The 18,837-nt window shown below is 72.8% G+C and carries 15 protein-coding genes and 1 pseudogene; 11 read left to right on the top strand and 5 right to left on the bottom strand.

What is annotated here, in order from left to right:
• Positions 1-24 precede the first annotated feature (24 nt).
• The 7 genes from pepN to EDD30_RS11845 all read left to right on the top strand — a co-directional run bounded on the left by pepN (position 25) and on the right by EDD30_RS11845 (position 7,182).
• Positions 25-2,538, top strand: coding sequence for an aminopeptidase N (pepN, locus tag EDD30_RS11875; protein ID WP_071807900.1), 2,514 nt, complete (start codon positions 25-27; stop codon positions 2,536-2,538).
• Between the two features lie 56 nt (positions 2,539-2,594).
• Positions 2,595-4,082: a hybrid sensor histidine kinase/response regulator gene (locus EDD30_RS11870; RefSeq protein WP_071807901.1), complete on the top strand. Its 1,488-nt coding sequence runs from the start codon at positions 2,595-2,597 to the stop codon at positions 4,080-4,082.
• A gap of 26 nt (positions 4,083-4,108) precedes the next feature.
• Positions 4,109-4,696 carry a nicotinate-nucleotide adenylyltransferase gene (gene nadD, locus EDD30_RS11865; protein ID WP_071807902.1) on the top strand — a complete coding sequence of 196 codons (588 nt, stop codon included), beginning with the start codon at positions 4,109-4,111 and terminating at the stop codon, positions 4,694-4,696.
• An 86-nt stretch (positions 4,697-4,782) separates the two neighbouring features.
• Complete coding sequence (gene rsfS, locus EDD30_RS11860) at positions 4,783-5,181, top strand: ribosome silencing factor (protein WP_071807903.1); 399 nt, start codon at positions 4,783-4,785, stop codon at positions 5,179-5,181.
• Positions 5,178-5,816, top strand: coding sequence for a histidine phosphatase family protein (locus EDD30_RS11855; RefSeq protein WP_071807904.1), 639 nt, complete (start codon positions 5,178-5,180; stop codon positions 5,814-5,816). The genes rsfS and EDD30_RS11855 overlap by 4 nt, the downstream gene beginning before the upstream one ends.
• 67 nt (positions 5,817-5,883) lie before the next feature.
• Positions 5,884-6,309: a hypothetical protein gene (locus EDD30_RS38240; RefSeq protein ID WP_148088130.1), complete on the top strand. Its 426-nt coding sequence runs from the start codon at positions 5,884-5,886 to the stop codon at positions 6,307-6,309.
• Positions 6,310-6,333: 24 nt separating this feature from the next.
• Positions 6,334-7,182 carry a DegV family protein gene (locus EDD30_RS11845; RefSeq protein ID WP_071807906.1) on the top strand — a complete coding sequence of 283 codons (849 nt, stop codon included), beginning with the start codon at positions 6,334-6,336 and terminating at the stop codon, positions 7,180-7,182.
• Here EDD30_RS11845 and EDD30_RS11840 read toward each other — a convergent pair.
• Together EDD30_RS11840 and EDD30_RS11835 are read right to left on the bottom strand one after the other, a co-directional pair.
• Entirely contained in the window at positions 7,179-8,201 is a 1,023-nt protein-coding gene (locus tag EDD30_RS11840; protein WP_071807907.1) for a DUF1444 domain-containing protein, read from the bottom strand. The two genes, EDD30_RS11845 and EDD30_RS11840, sit on opposite strands and share 4 nt — an antisense overlap.
• A 38-nt stretch (positions 8,202-8,239) precedes the next feature.
• The gene (locus EDD30_RS11835; protein ID WP_071807908.1) at positions 8,240-9,022 is read right to left on the bottom strand and encodes a putative protein N(5)-glutamine methyltransferase; all 783 of its coding nucleotides are present in this window, start codon (positions 9,020-9,022) and stop codon (positions 8,240-8,242) included.
• 131 nt (positions 9,023-9,153) lie between these two features.
• Between EDD30_RS11835 and EDD30_RS11830 the strand changes: the two genes are divergently transcribed.
• The 4 genes from EDD30_RS11830 (at position 9,154) to EDD30_RS11815 (ending at position 15,349) form a co-directional block, all read left to right on the top strand.
• The gene (locus EDD30_RS11830; protein ID WP_425321277.1) at positions 9,154-9,996 is read left to right on the top strand and encodes a ComEA family DNA-binding protein; all 843 of its coding nucleotides are present in this window, start codon (positions 9,154-9,156) and stop codon (positions 9,994-9,996) included.
• Complete coding sequence (locus EDD30_RS11825) at positions 9,993-12,341, top strand: ComEC/Rec2 family competence protein (protein WP_123678243.1); 2,349 nt, start codon at positions 9,993-9,995, stop codon at positions 12,339-12,341. Before EDD30_RS11830 ends, EDD30_RS11825 begins: the two co-directional genes overlap by 4 nt.
• A gap of 87 nt (positions 12,342-12,428) precedes the next feature.
• Positions 12,429-13,175, top strand: a complete 747-nt coding sequence (locus tag EDD30_RS11820) for an SDR family oxidoreductase (RefSeq protein WP_071808888.1) — start codon at positions 12,429-12,431, stop codon at positions 13,173-13,175.
• Positions 13,176-13,315: 140 nt separating this feature from the next.
• Positions 13,316-15,349, top strand: coding sequence for a GH92 family glycosyl hydrolase (locus EDD30_RS11815; RefSeq protein ID WP_211278004.1), 2,034 nt, complete (start codon positions 13,316-13,318; stop codon positions 15,347-15,349).
• Here EDD30_RS11815 and EDD30_RS39025 read toward each other — a convergent pair.
• The 3 genes and pseudogenes from EDD30_RS39025 to holA all read right to left on the bottom strand — a co-directional run bounded on the left by EDD30_RS39025 (position 15,252) and on the right by holA (position 18,290).
• Positions 15,252-15,995 (bottom strand): phosphotransferase enzyme family protein, encoded by a 744-nt coding sequence (locus EDD30_RS39025; RefSeq protein ID WP_170047650.1) that lies wholly within the window; start codon positions 15,993-15,995, stop codon positions 15,252-15,254. The genes EDD30_RS11815 and EDD30_RS39025 overlap by 98 nt on opposite strands.
• Positions 15,996-17,067: 1,072 nt before the next feature.
• Positions 17,068-17,319 (bottom strand): annotated as a pseudogene (locus tag EDD30_RS40545) (hypothetical protein); the annotation flags it as partial.
• The gene (holA, locus tag EDD30_RS11800; RefSeq protein WP_071810159.1) at positions 17,316-18,290 is read right to left on the bottom strand and encodes a DNA polymerase III subunit delta; all 975 of its coding nucleotides are present in this window, start codon (positions 18,288-18,290) and stop codon (positions 17,316-17,318) included. The gene holA and the pseudogene EDD30_RS40545, both read right to left, overlap by 4 nt.
• Positions 18,291-18,837: the final 547 nt, after the last annotated feature.

Below are 18,837 nucleotides of genomic sequence, written 5' to 3'. Positions count from 1 at the left end.
CCGCCATGCGACATGATTAGGCGCATGCCGAGTCTGACGCGCGCTGAGGCTGTATCGCGGGCCGCCACGATCACCGTCACCGGATATGACATCACCCTTGATCTCACCGGAGGCGGTGACACCTTTCGCTCGCGCACGGTGGTGGTCTTCGAGGCGGCGCCGGGCGGCACGACCTTCGTGGAACTGGAGCCGGCGGAGCTGCTGTCCGCGACGCTCAACGGCATGCCGGTGGATCCGTCGGCGCTGGCGCAGGAGCGGCTGACGCTCACCGGGCTCGCCGCGGCCAACGAGCTCGTGGTCGAGGGCGAGATGCGCTATTCGAACACGGGCGAGGGGCTGCACCGCTTCGTCGATCCGGCCGACGACCGCGTGTATCTGTACGCCCACATGTTTCTCGACGGCGCACGCCGGATCTTTCCCTGCTTCGACCAGCCCGACCTGAAGGCCCCCATCACCCTGAGCGTTACGGCGCCCGAGGGCTGGCTGGTGGCCGCCAACGGCGAGCAGGCCGGTGCCGTGGAGGCCGGCCGGTGGCGGTTCGCGCCGACGAAGCCGCTGTCCACGTACCTGATCTCGCTGATCGCGGGGCCGTACCACGCCCGTACGGACTCCCACGACGGCATTCCCCTCGCGCTCTACTGCCGGCAGGCGCTCGCCGAGCACCTCGACGAGCAGGCCGACGAGCTCTTCACGGTCACCAAGCAATGCCTCGACCGCTACCACGAGCTCTTCGACGTCCGGTATCCGTTCGGCCACTACCAGCAGGCCTTCGTACCGGAGGTCAACTTCGGCGCGATGGAGAACCCCGGCATCGTGGTCTTCCGCGACGAGTACATCTTCCGCTCCGCGGTCACCGACGCCGAGCGGGAGCACCGGGCCATGGTGGTCGCCCACGAGATGGCGCACCAGTGGTTCGGCGACCTGGTCACCATGACGTGGTGGGACGACCTGTGGCTGAACGAGTCGTTCGCCGAATACCTGGGCACCCGGATCACCGCCGAGGCGACCCGGTTCACCGGGACCTGGACGACCTTCGCGATGCAGCGCAAGGCCTGGGGGATGCGCGCCGACCAGCGCCCCTCGACCCATCCGGTGGCGCCCAGCGACGTCGAGGACACCGCCCTCGCGCTGCTCAACTTCGACGGCATCTCGTACGCCAAGGGCGCCGCCGTGCTCCGCCAGCTCGTCGCGTACGTCGGGGACAAGGCGCTCCTGGCCGGGCTGAACGACCACTTCGCGGCGCACGCGTACGGCAACGCCACCCTGGCCGACCTGCTCGGCGCCCTCTCCCGCTCGAGCGGGCGCGACCTGACCGCCTGGGCCGAGGTCTGGTTGCGCCGGGCCCAGGTCAACACCCTGCGCGCCGAGGTCGAGCGCACCGACGACGGCCGGTATGCGCAGGTCACGCTCGTCCAGACGGCTCCGCAGGAGTATCCGACGCTGCGCCCGCACCGGCTCTGCATCGGCCTCTACGACCACGGCGCGGACGGCGTGGTGACCCGCCGGCGTCTGGTCGAGGTCGAGGTGGACCCGGAGGTGGACGGCGGGCGGACGCCGGTGCCCGAGCTGGCCGGGGAACCCGCCGCCGACCTGCTGCTCGTCAACGACGGTGATCTCACGTTCGCGAAGGTCCGGCTCGACGCGGCCTCGGCGGACGCCGTACCCCTGATGTTGCCGTTGCTGGGGGACTCCCTGGCACGCGCGCTGGTGTGGAGCGCGGTGCTGGACGCCGTCATCGACGCGGAACGGCCGGTGGCGGAGCTGGTCACGCTGGTCCTGGCGGCCCTGCCGGTGGAGCGGGAGGTGGCCGTCGTCGAGGACGTGCTGGAACTGACCCGGTACCTGGTGGACCGGTATCCGACGCCGGAGACCCGGCCGGCCGCCCTGGAACTGCTCGCGCAGGCCTGTGACCGCCTCGTGGCCGCCTCCGAGCCGGGCAGCTCGCGCCGGCTGGCGGGGGTGCGCGGCCTGATCGGCGCGAGCGTCGACACCGTACGCCTGAACGGCTGGCTGGCCGGAGAGAACGTGCCCGAGGGCGTGGCCGTCGACGCGGACCTGCGCTGGATGATCCTGTACCGGCTCGTCGTGCTGGGTGCCGCCGGCCCCGAGCGGATCGAGGCGGAGCTGGCGGCCGACCGCAGCGCCTCCGGGGAGCAGGCGGCGGCCCGGTGCCGCGCGGCGCTGCCCGACGCCGAGGCGAAGGCGCGTGCCTGGGAGCTGATCCTGCACGATCCGGAGGCGTCCAACCGCATTCTCGAGGCCACCGCGCGGGGCTTCTGGCAGCCGGAACAGCTCGACCTCGTCACCGGGTACGCCGAGCGCTACTTCGCCGAGCTCCCGGGGCTGCTGGAGCGGCGTAACGGGAAGAGCGGGGAGCGGGTGGCCGTCGCCGCGTACCCGTCGGTGGTGGTGTCGCCGCGCACCCACGAGCTCGCCGCGGAGCTGCTGGCCGCGCCCGGCGTCTCGTCGGTCGTGCGCCGGGTGGTGACGGACGGCGACGACGACGTCCGCCGTGCGCTCCGGGCGCGGGGTGCCTGATTCCGCCCCTCGACTCCGGTGCGAGCCGATAGCCTCGCAACTACGGGGGGTGAGCGGTGGAATGGTCCGAGGAGCTGTCCAGCGGTCTGCTGCAGGCCGCCCCGGGCGCGATCGTGGTCCTCGACGGGGGCCGCATCGTCCTGGTCAACGACCGGGCCGAGGAGGTCTTCGGGTGGCCGCGTGCCGAGCTGCTCGGTCGTGACGCTGGAATCCTGCTCACCGAGGCGGCGCGCGATTCCTTCACCGGCACGGCGGGCACGGTCGTCGTGCAGGCCCGCCGCCGGGACGGCGCGGAGTTCCCGGCGGAGGTATCGCTGGCGGTCATGGAGGTCCCGCAGGGCCGGCTGACCGTGGCGATCGTCCGGGACGTCACCGGGCGTCACCAGCTCAAGGCCGATGCCCACAGCCAGCGCAGCGAGCGGCTCGAGGCGCTCGGCAAGCTCGCCGGCGGCGTCGCGCACGACTTCAACAACCTGCTGGGCGTGATCGTCAACTACGCCACCTTCGTCGTCGAGGAGACGGAGTCGCCCACCCCGGACGTCACCGCGATCGCGGCGGACGCCCGCCAGGTGATCAAGGCCGGAGAGCGCGGTACCGGGCTGACCCAGCAACTGCTGAAGTTCGCCCGGCGTGACGTGGTCCGTCCGCAGCTCGTGGACCTCAACGAGGTGGTCGCGGGGGCCGAGGAGGCGCTGCGGGGCGCGATCGGCGGGGACATCAGGCTGATCACCCGTCTCGCCGACACCCTGCCGCCCGTCACCTGCGATCCCGCCCAGGTCCAGCAGTTGCTGGTCAGCCTCGCCACCAACGCCCGGAACGCCATGCCGTCGGGCGGCAACCTGGTGATCGACACCGCGTGCGCGCATCTCTCGCCGCACGAGCACCCGGAGCTCGCGGCCGGTGACTACGTACGGCTGCGGGTGGCGGACTCCGGCCGCGGCATGACGCCGGACGTCGTGGAGCGCGCGTTCGAGCCGTTCTTCACCACCAAGCCCAACCACGAGGCGACCGGCCTGGGACTGGCCACCGTGTACGGCATCGTCACGCAGGCCGGAGGCAGCGTGAGCCTGGCCTCCGAGCCTGGCGTGGGCACCACCGCGACCGTGCTCCTGCCGGCCTCGGAGGGCGCCAAGCCGGAACCGGAGCCCGAGTCCGGACCCGCGGTCACCGCCGGATGCGGCGAGACGCTGCTGGTGGTCGACGACGAGGCGGCCCTGCGCGAGGTGGCGGGGCGGATCCTCTCCGGTGCGGGTTACCGGGTGCTCGCGGCCGACGGCGGCGCCCAGGCGCTGGAGCTGGCCCGGCTGCACGACGGCGCGATCGACCTGCTGGTCAGCGACGTCGTGATGCCCGGCATGCTCGGCAAGGAGCTGGCCGACCGGCTCACCGACGTACGCCCGGACACCCGGGTGCTCTACATGTCCGGCTACGCGCAGCCCGTGCTCGCCTCCAAGGGGACGCTCGATCCGGGCGTGGCGCTGCTCGAGAAGCCGTTCACGGCCGAGGACCTGCTGACCGCCGTCCGCAAGCGGCTCGACGGCTGACCGGCCGCTTGATCTACGATGCGCCGATGCGACGGCGGCGACGGATCGGCATCATGGGCGGGACCTTCGACCCGATCCACCACGGTCACCTCGTGGCGGCGAGCGAGGTGCAGAGCCGTTTCGAGCTGGACGAGGTCGTGTTCGTGCCCACCGGCCAGCCTTGGCAGAAGGGGCAGGTCAGCCCCGCCGAGGATCGCTACCTGATGACCGTCGTCGCCACCGCCTCCAACCCGCACTTCCACGTCAGCCGGGCCGACATCGACCGCGACGGCCCCACGTACACCGTGGACACGCTGCGTGACCTGCACGCCCTCTACGGTCCGGACGCCGAGCTGTTCTTCATCACCGGCGCCGACGCGCTGGCGAAGATCCTGTCCTGGAAGGATGCGATGGAGATGCTCTCGCTGGCGCACTTCGTGGGCGTCACCCGGCCCGGGTTCGAGCTCTCCGACGCGCATCTGCCGGCCGACACGGTCACCCTGGTCGAGGTGCCGGCCATGGCGATCTCGTCGAGCGATTGCCGGTCCCGGGTCGCGAAGGGGCAGCCCGTCTGGTACCTCGTACCCGATGGTGTGGTGCAGTACATCGCCAAACGGCATCTCTATCGCGAATAACAACCCTTTTTTGGTCGTTTGTCCGAGTCGAGTTGTCACACCTGTGTGAGACGCTAGTACCTCTGACACCGAACGAGGGGAGACCGGTGCCCGTCACCGACCGCGCCCGCGAGCTTGCCTTGACGGCGGCGCAGGCCGCCGCCGACAAGAAGGCGCAGGACATCGTCGTCATCGACGTCGCCGAGCAGCTCTACATCACCGACGCGTTCGTCATCGCGTCGGCGTCCAACGAGCGGCAGGTGATCGCCATCGTCGACGCCGTCGAGGAAGCTCTGATCAACCTGCCGGAGAAGGCCAAGCCGGTCCGCCGTGAGGGCGAGCGGCAGGGCCGCTGGGTGCTGCTCGACTACGTCGACATCGTCGTGCACATCCAGCACGCCGAGGAGCGGGAGTTCTACGCCCTCGACCGGCTGTGGAAGGACTGCCCGACCATTCCGTTCGTCGACCGTGACATGGTCGAGGCCGACTCCTCCGGCGTCGCATGACCACCACCCGCCTCGTCGTCTGGCGGCACGGCAACACCGACTGGAACGCGGCGGGCCGCGTGCAGGGCCAGACCGACGTCCCGCTCAACGCCCTGGGCGAGCAGCAGGCCGTCGACGCGGCCGAGCTGCTCGTCCGCCTGCGCCCCGGCGCGCTCTTCTCCAGCGATCTGCGCCGTGCCGCGGACACCGCGGCCGCCCTCGCCGCCCTGACCGGCCTGTCCGTCCGGCGCGACGAACGGCTGCGCGAGCGCCACTTCGGCGCGTGGCAGGGCCTCACCATGGCCGAGGTCGCCGAGACCCGGCCCGAGGAGCACGCCGCCTGGAAAGCCGGAGCCGACGTGGTGGGCGGCGGCGTCGAGACCCTGGACGACCTCGCCAAGCGGGTCGGCGACGCCCTCCAGGCCGCGGTCGACGCCGTTCCGGCCGGGGGCACCGTCGTGGTGGCCACCCATGGCGGGGCCGCCCGCCACGGCGCCGGTCACCTGCTGGGCTGGCCCCGGGAGCAGCTCCGGACCCTGCGCGCTTTGCAGAACTGCCACTGGACCGAACTGAGCTACGACGACGTCCGGGGCTGGCAGCTCGCCGCGTACAACGTCGGGCCGTTCGCCGACCGCCCGGTCCCGTCGTCGCTGTGATCTTCCGCCACTTGGGCGGAACGGATCAGCGGCAGGTAGCGTCCAAGGCATCATGATCAGTCAACGCATGACTCTGGTTGCCATGACTCTGGTCGCGCTGTCCATCGCGGGCTGCGCCAACGGCGCCGGCCCCGACGCCGGGGTTCCGGCAGGCGCTCCCGCCGCCGAGACCTCGGCGTCCGCGCCGGCCCCGTCCGCGCCTTCGGCGTCCGCACCGCCCGCGTCCGTGCCGTCCGCCGTCCCGGGTGAGGAATCGAGTGCGAAGCCGCCGGCCGCGAGCGGCAGCCGCACCATCTCCGGCAAGATCACTGCCGGCGTCGAGCCGAACTGCCTGCTGCTCGGCGACAACCTGCTGGTCTTCGACCAGGAGTCCCTGCGCACCAAGGCCAAGGTCGGCGCCACCGTCACCGTCACGGGCCGCTCCGAGGCCGGCATGATGAGCACCTGTCAGCAGGGCACGCCGTTCATCGTCACCGCTATCCGCGCAAAATAGGCGACTATCAGTTACGGTGCCCGCATGCCCGTCGCGGTCGTCACCGACTCCACCGCGTACCTGCCGTCCGAGCTGGGCGGCACCCACAACCTGACCGTCGTGCCCCTCACCGTCGTGATCAACGGCGACGAAGGCCTCGAGGGAGAGGAGATCTCCCCGGTCCAGGTGGCCCACGCGCTCGGTGCCCGGCGCTGCGCCGTCAGCACCTCGCGGCCCGCCCCGGAGCAGTTCGCCCGCGCGTACCGGAAGGTCCTGGACGCGGGCGCCGACGGCATCGTCTCCGTGCACCTGTCCGCGAAGCTGTCCGGGACGTTCGAGGCGGCCACGCTGGCCGCCGCCGCCATCGGGCCCCAGGTCGAGGTCGTGGACAGTCAGACGACCGGGATGGGGCTGGGCTTCGCGGCCCTGGCCGCGGCCACCGCGGCGGACCGGGGCGGCACACTGGATTCCGTACGGAAGACAGCCGTGGACCACGCCGCGCAGGTCAGCACCCTCTTCTACGTGGACACCCTGGAGTTCCTGCGCCGCGGTGGCCGCATCGGCGCCGCCTCGGCCCTGCTCGGCACCGCCCTGTCGGTCAAGCCCATCCTGCACGTGGTCGACGGCGCGATCGTCGTCCGCGACAAGGTCCGCACGGCCGGGCGGGCCCTCGCCCGGCTGGTGGACCTGGCGGTGGAGGCCTCCGGCACCGGGGAGGCCGACATCGCCGTCCACCACCTGGGCGCCGCCGACCGGGCGGCGGCGCTGGCGGACGCCGTCGCGGCCCGGCTCGGCGACCGGCTCCGCGACCGCTACATCACCGAGATCGGCGCGGTCGTGGCCGCGCACGTCGGGCCGGGCCTCGCCGGCGTGGTGGTCCACCGCCGGACCTAGGGCCAGCCTTCGCCGCGCCAGCGTTCGGGATTCAGCCCCTGGGCGGTCAGGCGGTCGCTGATCTCCTCCCACGGGCGTACGGTGTCGCCGCACTGCACCTCGTCGGCCCGGGGCAGCAGCGCCGGCCCGTCCGACGGCCACAGCGCCCGGGTGCGCCCCTCCGGCGTGATCAGCAGCTCGGCGGCGAGCGGCAGGCGCTCAGCCTGACGGGCGTAGCCCCAGGAGGCGAGGACGGCCTCGGCCCGGCGTACGCAGATCCACAGCGGCGAACCGGGCTCCGCGGGGTAGGGCACCGTGCGGCCGCGCTCGTCCGGCACGTACGCCATCGGGGTGATGGCCCGCGGCGAGCGCAGGAAGATCGCCTCGGCCCGGGCGAACAGGTCCGGCACCTGGTCGCTGCCGTCCGCGGTGACCAGCAGCGTGCCGCGCTCGGGCGCGAAGGCCACCGGGCGACCGCCGACCTGCCCGGCCAGTCCGGCGAGCCAACCGTCGAGCAGCAGGTGCGAGGTCCAGTACGCATCGCCGTCGTCGACGAACCGCACGACCACCGGCTCGTCGGCGGTACCGAGAAGCTTCGCGCCCGAGAGGTTGGCCCGCGCGGCCGCGAAGACCTCGTCGTCGGTGACACCCCAGCCGTGCGCGGCGTTCACGTACGTCATGGTGTCGGGCTGGTCGACCACGACGTACTCGGCCAGGAACGGCCACGCGGGACGGTGCAGCGGCGTCGTGACGTCGGCCGGTGGGGTCGCGCCACGCAGGACAGGACGCAGCAACGGGCGGGCTTCGGCCCAGGTCGCCGGCAGGCCCGGAGCTCGCAGCAGCCCGGCGACGAAGTCGGCGACGCGCCCGCGGCGGACCTCGCCGAGCCGCAGCACGGTCGGCTCGTCGTCACCGGGACGGGTGAAGCGCACCGTGAAGGATCCGGCGTGGTAGCGGGCCTGCCGCACGCCGCCCCGCCGCAGCCGCCTGATGACCTGGCAGGCCAGGCGTGCACGGGCGGCCCTCCGCAACAAGCCCACGGCGCTCGTGCCCTTCCGCGTGTCGGTGGGCGCCGACCCTATCTCTTCGCTGTGGTGACTGTCACGACCGCCGCCTCGAGGTCGTCGTCGGTGTGGATCCAGGGGTGCAGGCCTGCCGACCGTACCGTCGCGGTCGCGGGCTCGATCTGCTCCCCGGTGATCTCCGACAGCAGCAGGCCACCGGGGGCCAGCCAGGCGGTGGCCGCGGCGACCACGGCGCGGAAGGCGTCCAGCCCGTCCTCGCCGCCGTCCAGGGCGGTGTGCGGCTCGTGCAGACGGGCCTCGGCGGGGAGGAAGGGTATGTGCCGGGTGGCGACGTAGGGCACGTTCGCGAGCAGGACGCCGATGCGGCCCCGGAGCCCGTCCGGCAGAGCGGCGAAGAGATCCCCTTGATGGACGTCGGTGCCGAGATTGTCCCGGGCGCAGGCGACGGCGACGGGATCGCTGTCCGCGGCGTGCAGCTCGATGCCGGGCACCCGGTGGCGTACGGCCAGGCCCAGGGCGCCCGAGCCGCAGCACAGATCGACCACGACGGTGCCCGGGGCGGCGTGGGCGGCGGCCAGCCGCACCAGCAGCTCGCTGCGGACTCGGGGAACGAAGACGCCGGGGCGCAGCCGGACCCGGACCCCGCAGAAGTCGGCGTATCCGACGACCTGCTCGAGGGGCTCGCCGCCGGCCCGGCGGCGCACCGACTCGGCCAGGGCGGCGGCGTCCGGTGCGGCCTCGGCGAGCACGGCGGCCTCGTCCTCGGCGAAGACACAGCCCGCGGCGCGCAGCCGGGCCACGGCCTCGGCCAGGTCCGCGGGTAGCACAGATTTCATCGAACTCCCGGTCATCCACAATGGTTTGCCGTCCACAGGCGGCGGCGCGGGTCATGATGGCGAAACCCTACGGTCGCGGGGTGCGTGAGGAGAACAACCCCGAGGATCCGGTACGCGCCAGGCTGAGGACGGTGCTGGCGGCGGCGTCGGCCTGGCCCGACGACGTGACCCTCGCCACCGCCGTATCCGGCCCGCCCGTGCCGGCGCCTCCTGCGCTGGAGGTCGACCTTGCGTGCCGGCCGCCATGGAGCGGGGAGTCTGCTGGTACGGAGTCTGCTGGTACGGAGTCTGCTGGCACGGAGTCTGCGCTCGGCGGTGCCGGTGCCTTCGGGAGTGACGCCTCGGGGTTGCGGCTCGGCCTGTTCGATCCCGGGCGGCGGGGCGTGCGCGCATTGACGGCCGTTGCCGTCGTCGTCGTGGTGATCGCGGCGGTGCTCGCCTGGCGTGCGCGGCCCCGGGTGGAACCGGCGGCGGCGCCGATCGCCGCGGACTCCATCATGGACGATCCGCGAGCCGCTGGCGCGGCCGTCGCCGCATCCTCCGGGCCCGCCGAGGTGGTCGTGGCGGTCGGCGGCAAGGTGCGCAGGCCGGGCCTGGTGCAGCTCGCGCCGGGAGCGCGCGTGGCCGACGCGCTGCGGGCCGCCGGCGGTGCCCAGCCCGGCGTCGACGTCGCGCCGCTCAACCTGGCCCGCAAGGTGGTGGACGGCGAGCTCATCATGGTGGGTGTCCCGCAGCCACCGGGCGCCCCCGCGGCAGGTGGCGGCGCTTCCGCGGCAGCCGGTGGCCTCGTCAACCTCAACACCGCCACGCTGGCGGATCTGGACACCCTTCCGGGCGTCGGCCCGGTGCTGGCCCAGCGCATCCTCGACGCGCGCGACGCCCAGGGTGGCTTCCGCGCCGTGGGCGACCTCCGCAAGGTCGACGGCATCGGGACGGCGCGCTACGAGCAGCTCAAGGATCTGGTGACCGTATGACGGCGCCGGATCTGCGGCTCGCAGGGTTCGCCGTCGCGCTCTGGCTGGCGGCCCTCGCCGCCCTGCATCTGACGTTCCGCGGCGGGCTCGGCGTCGCCACCGTCGCCTTTCTGGGCGCCGCCGTGACAACCCTGCTTCGGGTCCGGGTCGGTGAAGGGCACGCCGGCGCCTGGCGGGTCGCGCGGTTCCTGATGGCATCGATGCTGCTCGGGGCGGGATGCGGAGCCGCCGCGACCGCCGCACGGGTCGCGGTGCGGGACGCCGGTCCGCTGGCCGCCCTGGTCGCCGCGGATGCCACCGTACGGGTGGAGCTGACCGTGCGCGACGATCCGCGCGCGATCGCCGGCTCGCCGGGCCTGCCGCCGACCTATCTGGTGTCGGTGGACCTGACCGGCGTGCATCCCGAGGACGCCCCCTCGATGCGGTTGTCGGCCCGGGCGCTCGTGCTCGGTGCGGACCCCGCCTGGCGGCCGCTGCTGCCCGGGCAGCGGGTGTCGGCCACCGGGCGGCTGCTGGCTCCCCGGGGCGGCGACCTGCGGGCCGCCGTGGTGTCGGTCAAGGATCCTCCGCGGCTCGTCGGCCGGTCGTCTCCGGCGCAGCGTGCGGCCGGCTTCCTGCGGGCCGGGCTCCAGCGCGCCTGCGCGCCGCTGCCGGACGACGTCGGTGGGCTACTGCCGGGGTTGGTCGTGGGGGACACGAGCCGGATGGACCCCGCCCTCGAGGAGGACTTCCGCGCGACCGGCATGACGCATCTCAACGCCGTCAGCGGCGCCAACGTGGCGATCATCCTCGGCGTGGTGCTGTTTGTCGTGCGGTGGACCCGGGCGGGGCCCGTCGTCACCGCGCTGATCTGTGCCGCAGCCCTGGTGGGCTTCGTCATTCTCGCCCGTCCCTCGCCGAGTGTCGTGCGGGCCGCGGCGATGGGCGCGATCGGGCTGCTCGGCCTCGCCGCGGGACGGCCGCGGGCGGCGGTGCCCGCGCTGGCCGCCGCGGTCGCGGCCCTGGTCCTGGCGGATCCCGAGTTGGCCGGAGACGTCGGCTTCGCCCTGTCGGTGCTGGCGACGGCCGGGTTGCTGCTGATCGCGCCGGTGTGGCGGGACGCGTTGCGGCGGCGCGGATGGCCGGTCGTGGCCGCCGACGCGCTCGCGGTTCCCGCCGCCGCTCAGGTCGCCTGCGGGCCTGTCGTGGCGGCGATGTCGGGCAGTGTCAGCCTGGTCGCCGTACCGGCGAATCTCCTGGTCGTGCCGGCCATCGCCCCCGCCACGCTGCTGGGCGTCTCGGCCGCCGTCCTGTCGCCCGTCTGGCCCGCCGGCGCCGAGTTCGCGGCGTGGGTGGGACAGTGGCCCGCCCGGTGGCTCGTACTCGTCGCCACGCACGGCGCCCGCGTGCCGGCCGGGGCGGTTCCCTGGCCGGGCGGCGTGGGCGGGGCGCTCCTGCTGGGTGCGCTCACCCTGGCGCTGCTGGTCGCGGCCCGCCGACCCGCGGTGCGGCGGCTGGTCGCGGTCGTCGCGGCCGGGGCGATGCTGGGAGCCCTTCCCGTACGGCTGCTGGCATCCGGGTGGCCGCCGCCGCGCTGGATCGTGGTGGCGTGCGCGGTCGGGCAGGGCGACGCCGTGGTGCTGCCCGCGGGGAAGGGGCGGGCGGTCGTCGTCGACGCCGGACCGGAGCCGAGCGCGGTCGACCGCTGCCTGCGGCGTCTCGGGATCCGCGAGGTGGCGCTGTTCGTCGTCAGCCATTTCCACGTCGACCACATCGGCGGCATGGCCGGGGTGTTCCGGGGCCGTACGGTCGCGGCGGTGGTCACCCCCGACTGGCCCGAGCCGCCGGCCGGTCGCGCCGCCGTCGCCGCCCAGGCCGCCGCCGCCCGGGTGCCGATGGCCGCGGTGCGCCCGGGCTGGGCGTTCGCGGTCGAGGGTCTGGCGATGACCGTGATCGGGCCGGTGGAACCGTTGCACGGCACCAACTCGGACCCGAACAACAACTCGCTTGTGCTGCGGGCCCGGGTGGCCGGACGGACCGTGCTGCTGCCCGGTGACGCCGAGGCCGAGGAGCAACAGGAACTACTCCACCGTCTCGGTCCCCGGGCGGTGCGTGCCGAGGTGCTGAAGGTGGCGCACCACGGGAGCGCGTACCAGTCGCCCGAGTTCGTCGACGCCGTGGATCCGGCGGTGGCGCTGGTGTCGGTGGGGCGCGGAAACGACTACGGACATCCGAACGCGGCGTTGCTGTCGCGGCTCGGGCGGGAGGGGGCGCGGGTGCTGCGTACGGATGAAGGCGGTGACCTGGCGGTCGTACTGACCGGCGGCGGCTTGGCGGTCGTTGCCCGCGGTGATCCACCCGAGTGAGCTCACTCACCGCGTGGTGCCGTCGTGTCACGTTGCCGGGGGTTGGCTCGTCCCTGCTGCGACACACTGACAGCAGGGAGCGAGACGATGAAGGTTGCAGTTGCGGGCGGCACCGGTCTCACCGGCCGGCACCTGGTCGAGACGCTGACCGCCGCCGGCCATGAGCCGGTGGTGCTGGCGCGCGGGCGGGGAGTGGACCTGCTGAGCGGCGCCGGGCTCGACGCGGCGCTGGCCGGGGTGGACGTCACCATCGACGTCAGCAACGTGACGACGACAAGGCGCACGATCGCCGTCGACTTCTTCGAGCGGGCCGGGCGCAACCTGCTGGCGGCGGCCACACGGGCGGGAGTGCGGCACCACGTCGTGCTGTCGATCGTCGGGATCGACCGGGTCAAGAGCGGCTACTACCAGGGCAAGTTGCGCCAGGAGGCGATCGTCCGCGACGGCGGGGTGCCGTGGAGCGTGCTGCGGGCGACACAGTTCCACGAGTTCGCGGGGCAGTTGCTCGATCGAATGCCCGGGCCGGTCGCGCTCGTGCCGAGGCTGACGGTGCAGCCGATCGCGGTGCGGGAGGTCGCCGAGGCGCTGGCGGCGCTGGCCGGCGCGGAGCCGCGAGGAATGGCGGGAGATCTGGCCGGGCCGCGGGCGGAGTCGCTGGTCACGATGGCGCGGCGGCTCATCGCCGCGGGCGGCGCGCGGCGGCGGCCGGTGCTGCCCCTCTGGATGCCCGGGCCGATGGGCAGCGGCGGCCTGCTGCCGGACGGGCCGGGAGCCCGCGGCGTGCAGACCTTCGACCAGTGGCTCGAGGAAGGCGCCCGCGGGCAGCGTTTCTGACCGTTCATTCACGAGACGCCTCGCGCAGTATCGGTGGTCCTCGGCGTCGCCCTAGGGTCGGGCGTATGTCCCGGCCTGCTTCCGGCATTCTCTCGCGTCTGCGTGCCCTTCCGGCCGGCGTCATCGGAGCGGTCCTGATCGTGACATCGACGTCCGTCGTCCCGGCCGTCGCCGGACGCGGCGGCGCTGCCGTGCCGCTGGTGGACGATCCGGTCTCCTATGTGGATCCCTTCATCGGGACCACCCGCGGCGGCAACACCTGGCCGGGTGCCACCCGTCCCTTCGGCATGATCGCGTGGAGTCCGACCAGCACCACCGGCGACCAGACCAGCACCGGTGCCGCCAACGGATACGAGTACAACGTCACCAGGCTGCGGGGCTTCAGCCTCACCCACGTCAACGGGGCGGGCTGCAACCCCGGCGCCGCCGGCGACGTGCCGATCCTGCCGCATGTGGGAGAGGTCGACACGTCGCCGACCGCGGACACCCGGGACGCGAAGTACGCCTCGACGTTCTCGCATGCCAACGAGTCGGCCCGTCCGGGTCGCTACACGGTCCGGCTCGACTCCGGGGCGCGCACCGACCTCGCCGTGAGCACGCGGGCGGGCGTGGCGGACTTCGCGTTTCCCGTGGGATCGGCCGCCAATCTGCTGTTCCGCACCTCGAATTCGCTCAACGGCAGCGAGGACGCCGAGATTTCCATCGACGCCTCCGCCCGTACGGTGAACGGATCGGTGTTGACCGGGGGTTTCTGCGGCCGCCGCGGCAACGGCGGCGGAGCGTCCAACCCCAACCGCCGGTCGTACTACCGGTTGTACTTCAGCGCGGTGTTCGACCGTGACTTCGCCCGCACCGGCACCTGGAAGGATGCGACGGTAACTCCCGGTGGCACCTCGGCCAGCGGCGGCGAAGGCTACCTCACGGGCGCCGACCGGGCCGGGCGTGGCTCCGGCGGCTGGGTCGGCTTCGACACCGGCGCCGACGCGGACGTGCGCATGCGCATCGGCATCTCCTACGTGAGCCTCGCCGGGGCGGCGGCCAACCGGGAGGCCGAGGTTCCCGCGGGCGCCACCGTCGACACGGCGGCAGCCGCCACCCGCGCGGCCTGGAATACCGAACTGAAGCGGATCCGGGTGGGCGGTGGCACCGAGGCGCGGACGACCGCCTTCTACACCTCCGTCTACCACGCACTCATGCAGCCGCAGACGATGAGCGACCGCGACGGCCGCTATCTCGGCGCCGACCTTCAGGTGCACCGCCTGCGGCCCGGGCAGGCCGCGGCGTACGGCACCTTCTCCGGCTGGGATCAATACCGGGCGCAGATCCAGTTGCTCGCGATCCTGCGGCCGGACGTGGCCGGTGACATGGCGCAGTCGATGATGGACTTCGCCGCGCAGAAAAAGGGCATCTGGGACAGATGGCTGCATCTGGGCGCGCCGACCCACGTGATGACCGGCGATCCGGCGGCGCCGACGCTGGCCACGTATGCCGCGATGGGCGTGCGCAACTTCGACGCACGCGAGGCGCTGGATTCGCTGGTCCGGCAGGCGACGGTGCAGAATCCGGATGCGCTGTCGGACGCGGGATGCCCGGGGCAGTGCCTGGGGCAGCGGCCGACGCTGAACACGTACCTGGCTCTGCGGTATGCGGCCAACGACATCTGCCACTGCTGGGGCGGCGCCGCCGAGACCCTGGAGAATTCCCTCGCCGACTTCTCGCTGGCGATGTGGGCGCGACGGGCCGGCCGCGGCGATCTCTACCGACAGTTGCGGCCGCGCGGGGACTACTGGAAGAACACCTTCAACCCGGCGGTCGGTTACCAGGCGGCGCGACGGGCGGACGGCAGTTGGCAGGCAGGCTTCAGCCCGTCGACGGACGTCGGGTTCGCCCAGGGAACGAGTGCCACGTACACCTGGATGGTTCCGCAGAACGTCTCCGGCCTGGCCGCGCTGATGGGCGGCCGAGAGGCGGCGGCGACCCGCCTGGACGGGCTGTTCCACGACGAGAACGGCAACTGGGCGGTGCGGGGCGGCAACCCGCTGCGTTCTCGGTCGCTGCGTATGCAGGCCATGCCGGCTATCCCGACCGGTTGGAGAGTTCCGCCAACCGTCGTGCGGCGTATTCCGGCTCCGGTATCCAGCAGGTGGCAGCCTCCCAGGCCACGCCGGCAGTGACCAGGGTCTGCCGGTCCATCGGAACGGCGACATCCTCGGGTATGGAGGCGAAGTCGAACCACGGCACGTCGGTTCGCGCCTCGTCCCAGTCCAGCAGGGACACGTGAGCACCGTCGACAAGGACGTTACCCGCGTTCACATCGCCGTGGACGACGCATTCCGGACCGGTCAGCACCGGCTGCCAGGCGGTGCGCACGGCTCGTACCGCCTCCGGCGGCATGGCGTCCAGGCGAACGTCGCCGCCACGGTCGGCGCTCAGCAACTGCCGGCTTGAGGCGAATCCCGGGCGTTGTGGCCAGCCGGTCGTCAACTCGTGCACGGTCGTCAGCACGTCGATCACTCGCCGCCAGTCTCGGCGGTCACGCGGCTGCCTGCCGTCGATGAACTCGTGGACGTGCACGCCATCCACGTGCCTGCGTCCGTCATCGGTGACGATCGGGCGCGGAACGCCGATGCCGTGACTCGCGAGGTGGTCCAGCAGGTCCAGTTCCCACTCCAGGGCAGGCAGGGAACGACCAGATTGTCGTACGACCACCCGTCGTCCACCGCGGCGCGCGAGGACGACCTCGTTGCGGGCTCCGCCGGTCAGGCGCTCCACCAACTCGATGCCAGACCACGCAGCGACCGACTCCGAACTCAACGCCACGATCTGATCATGCCGCGGCGGGCACCATCTCCTCGCTGCCTTGAGGCTGCGCTCCGCCAAGCGGACGACGAGCACGGCAGTCAGGTCCCTTGCGGTGGAGAAGGTTCCGCGGCCGTCACTCGTAGCGCCGGGCCGCGGACTGTCGGGCGCGTTGCTGCTGGTCGTCCACCTGGCTCGCCCATTGCTGGACCGTGTGGGGTCCCTGGAACATGCCGGGCTCGTCGGTGGCGGATCCGGACGCGTGCAGCGGGCCGCCTGCCCCGCCCATGGTCGCCGGGTCGGCGGCGTAGCCTCCCGCGCCGACCGGCGGCCCGGCGGGAATCTGGTCTTCGCCGTCGCGCACCGCCCACCGGTCCCCGCCGTCATGCGAGAACCGGTCCGCGCCGTCGTGCCCGGACGAGCCCGCACCGTCATGAGCGAACGGCGCCGCCTCGTCGTGGCGGAACGGGCCCACCCTGTCACGGACGAAGCCACTCGCGCCCTCGGGGCCGAACCGGCCTGAGCTGTCGGGGCCGAAGCGGCCTGCACCGTCGGGGGCGAACCGGTCGGTGTTGTCGGGGCCGAAGCGGTCCGTGCTTGCGGGCGAAAAGCGGCCGGGGCTCTCCGGCGCCCACCGATTCCCGGCGGTGGGCGACGTCACCGGGCCGTCGGCCGACATGCGTTCGAACGTGCCCGCCGGGCCGGCCTCGGCACGCGCCGGCCGCTCGCTCGCGGTCGGCTGCCCGCCCAGCATTGGTTGCCCGCCCAGCTTTGGTTGCCCGCCCAGCATTGGTTGCCCGCCCAGCGGCGGTTGCCCGCCCAGCATTGGTTGCCCGCCCAGCGGCGGTTGCCCGCCCAGCATTGGTTGCCCGCCCAGCGGCGGTTGCCCGCCCACGGCCGGCCGCCCGCCCGTAACCGGCCGGCCGGAAGCTGCCGGCCGCCCGGCCGGTGCTGATCGTGGTGGCGGTGTCGCGGCGATGTTCGCAAGGAGGGTTTCGGGAAGCCGTACCGTCTCCCCACCCCGGGACCCAGGCTCCGCCGCGCCGAAGTCCGCACCGGCGCGCGGGCCTGCCACGGACGTGCGCACCTGTGGCCTCGTCAGCGCGCCCGCCACGGCATCGTTCAGCTTGACCATCGCCGCGACGGTCACCGGCAACACCAGCACGCCCCACCAGCTGACGAGCTCCGCCAGGGCCAGCAGGATGCCGAGCGCGATCGCACCCTCGAGGAAGACGAAGCAGAGAAAGCCGCTGGGCGCCAGATACTGCAGGCCCAGCATCCGGGCGTACAGCGGCTGTTGGCGCACTTCGTCACGGGACAGCCCGGCGCGACGGGACCGGGTCATCGGGCACCTCCGGACTGCCGTGCCTGGGCCACCGCGAAGACCGCCTGCTCCAGCGCGTAACCCCGGTCCTCGGCACCGCCCTTGACCGCGGCGTTGCAGTCGGCGGCGGCGCGCATCGCGTCGACCAGGCCTTCGGGGGTCCAGCCGCGGCTGCGCTCCTGGGCCTTCTGGATCTTCCACGCGGGCATGCCGAGCGAACTGGCCAACTGGTAGGGATTGCCGCGCCCGGCGGACGCCACCCGGGCGACCGTGCGCACACCGTCGGCGAGCGCGTCCGCGATCGGCACGGGGTCGACCCCGACGTGCAGGGCCCAGCGCAACGCCTCCAGCGCGCCCGGCACGTCGCCGACCATCGCGGCATCGGCCACGGCGAACCCGCTCACCTCGGCCCGCCCCTTGTAATAGCGGGCGACCACCGCGGCGTTGATCCTGCCGTCGGTGTCGGCGAGCAACTGGGAGCATGCGGCGGCGATCTCGCGCAGGTCGGTGCCGACGGCCTGCAACAGCGCGGACGCGGCCGTCTCGTCGCACCGCCCGCCATTGCGCCGGAACTCGTCGCGCACGAACGCGATCCGTTCCCGCTCGCCCTTGAGCTTGACGGCGGGCACCACGGTCGCCCCCGCGGACTTCAACCCGTCGGCGAACGCCTTGCCCTTGGCCGCGCCGAGATGGGCGACGACGAGCGTCACGTCGGGATCGGGACTCTTCGCGTAGGAAAGGAGGGCGGAAGCGAGATCCTTGCGCGCATCCTGCCCGCCGCGCACGACAAGCACACGCCGCCCACCGAACAGCGAAGGGCTGAGCATCTCGGCTACCTCGCCGGCGCTGAGCTGACCCGCCTCATACTCCCGGACGTCGGCCCCGGGATCCTGCTCCCGCGCCGCCTCGACCGTCGCGGTGATGGCACGCGCGGCAAGCAGCTCCTCGTCACCGAGAACAAGGACGAGGGGGGCGGGAGGTGCGCTGTTCACGTACAGAATCTTTGCATGTCGGTCCGACACTTCCGCGAGCCTCACTCCTGCGCGCAGCTCTCCGATCATCGAACGCGAAACCAGACATATCGGCAGGCTGCCATGCCCGTCGAGAGCGCAACCGCCTCAATCAGGCGGGACGGTGCGGTGGTGGCGCGAACGTGATCCGACGCACAGTCCGACCGATAGCCGGGGGTCGAACCAAACACAAGGCCTAATCCGGGCGTGTCGGGGTTGCGGCTTTTGGTTTGCGGCCTTCCTGGTTGCGGTTTTCCGGTTACGGCTTATTAAGTACGGGCACAGACAAGTCCTGTGGCGCACGGCCCGGCACCTGCCGTCCCGGCCGGATCACGCCCGCATCCGGGCGGGCCGGTGGTCCCGCGTGGCGTTCGGTCCACGGGCAATGCGGATACGGCTTCAGTGCAGGGGCGGCGCGTGCGGTCTCCTCGAACACCGGCTCGGCGGCGCGTGCGGTCTCCTCGAACACCGGCTCGGCGGCGCGTGAGGTCCCCGTGCGCCGGTCTTGCGGTGCCTGCGGATGCAGCTC

Origin of the sequence: Couchioplanes caeruleus (genome assembly GCF_003751945.1) — a bacterium.
Taxonomy (GTDB): Bacteria; Actinomycetota; Actinomycetes; order Mycobacteriales; family Micromonosporaceae; genus Actinoplanes; species Actinoplanes caeruleus.
This window is presented reverse-complemented; position numbering and strand designations above follow the sequence as displayed.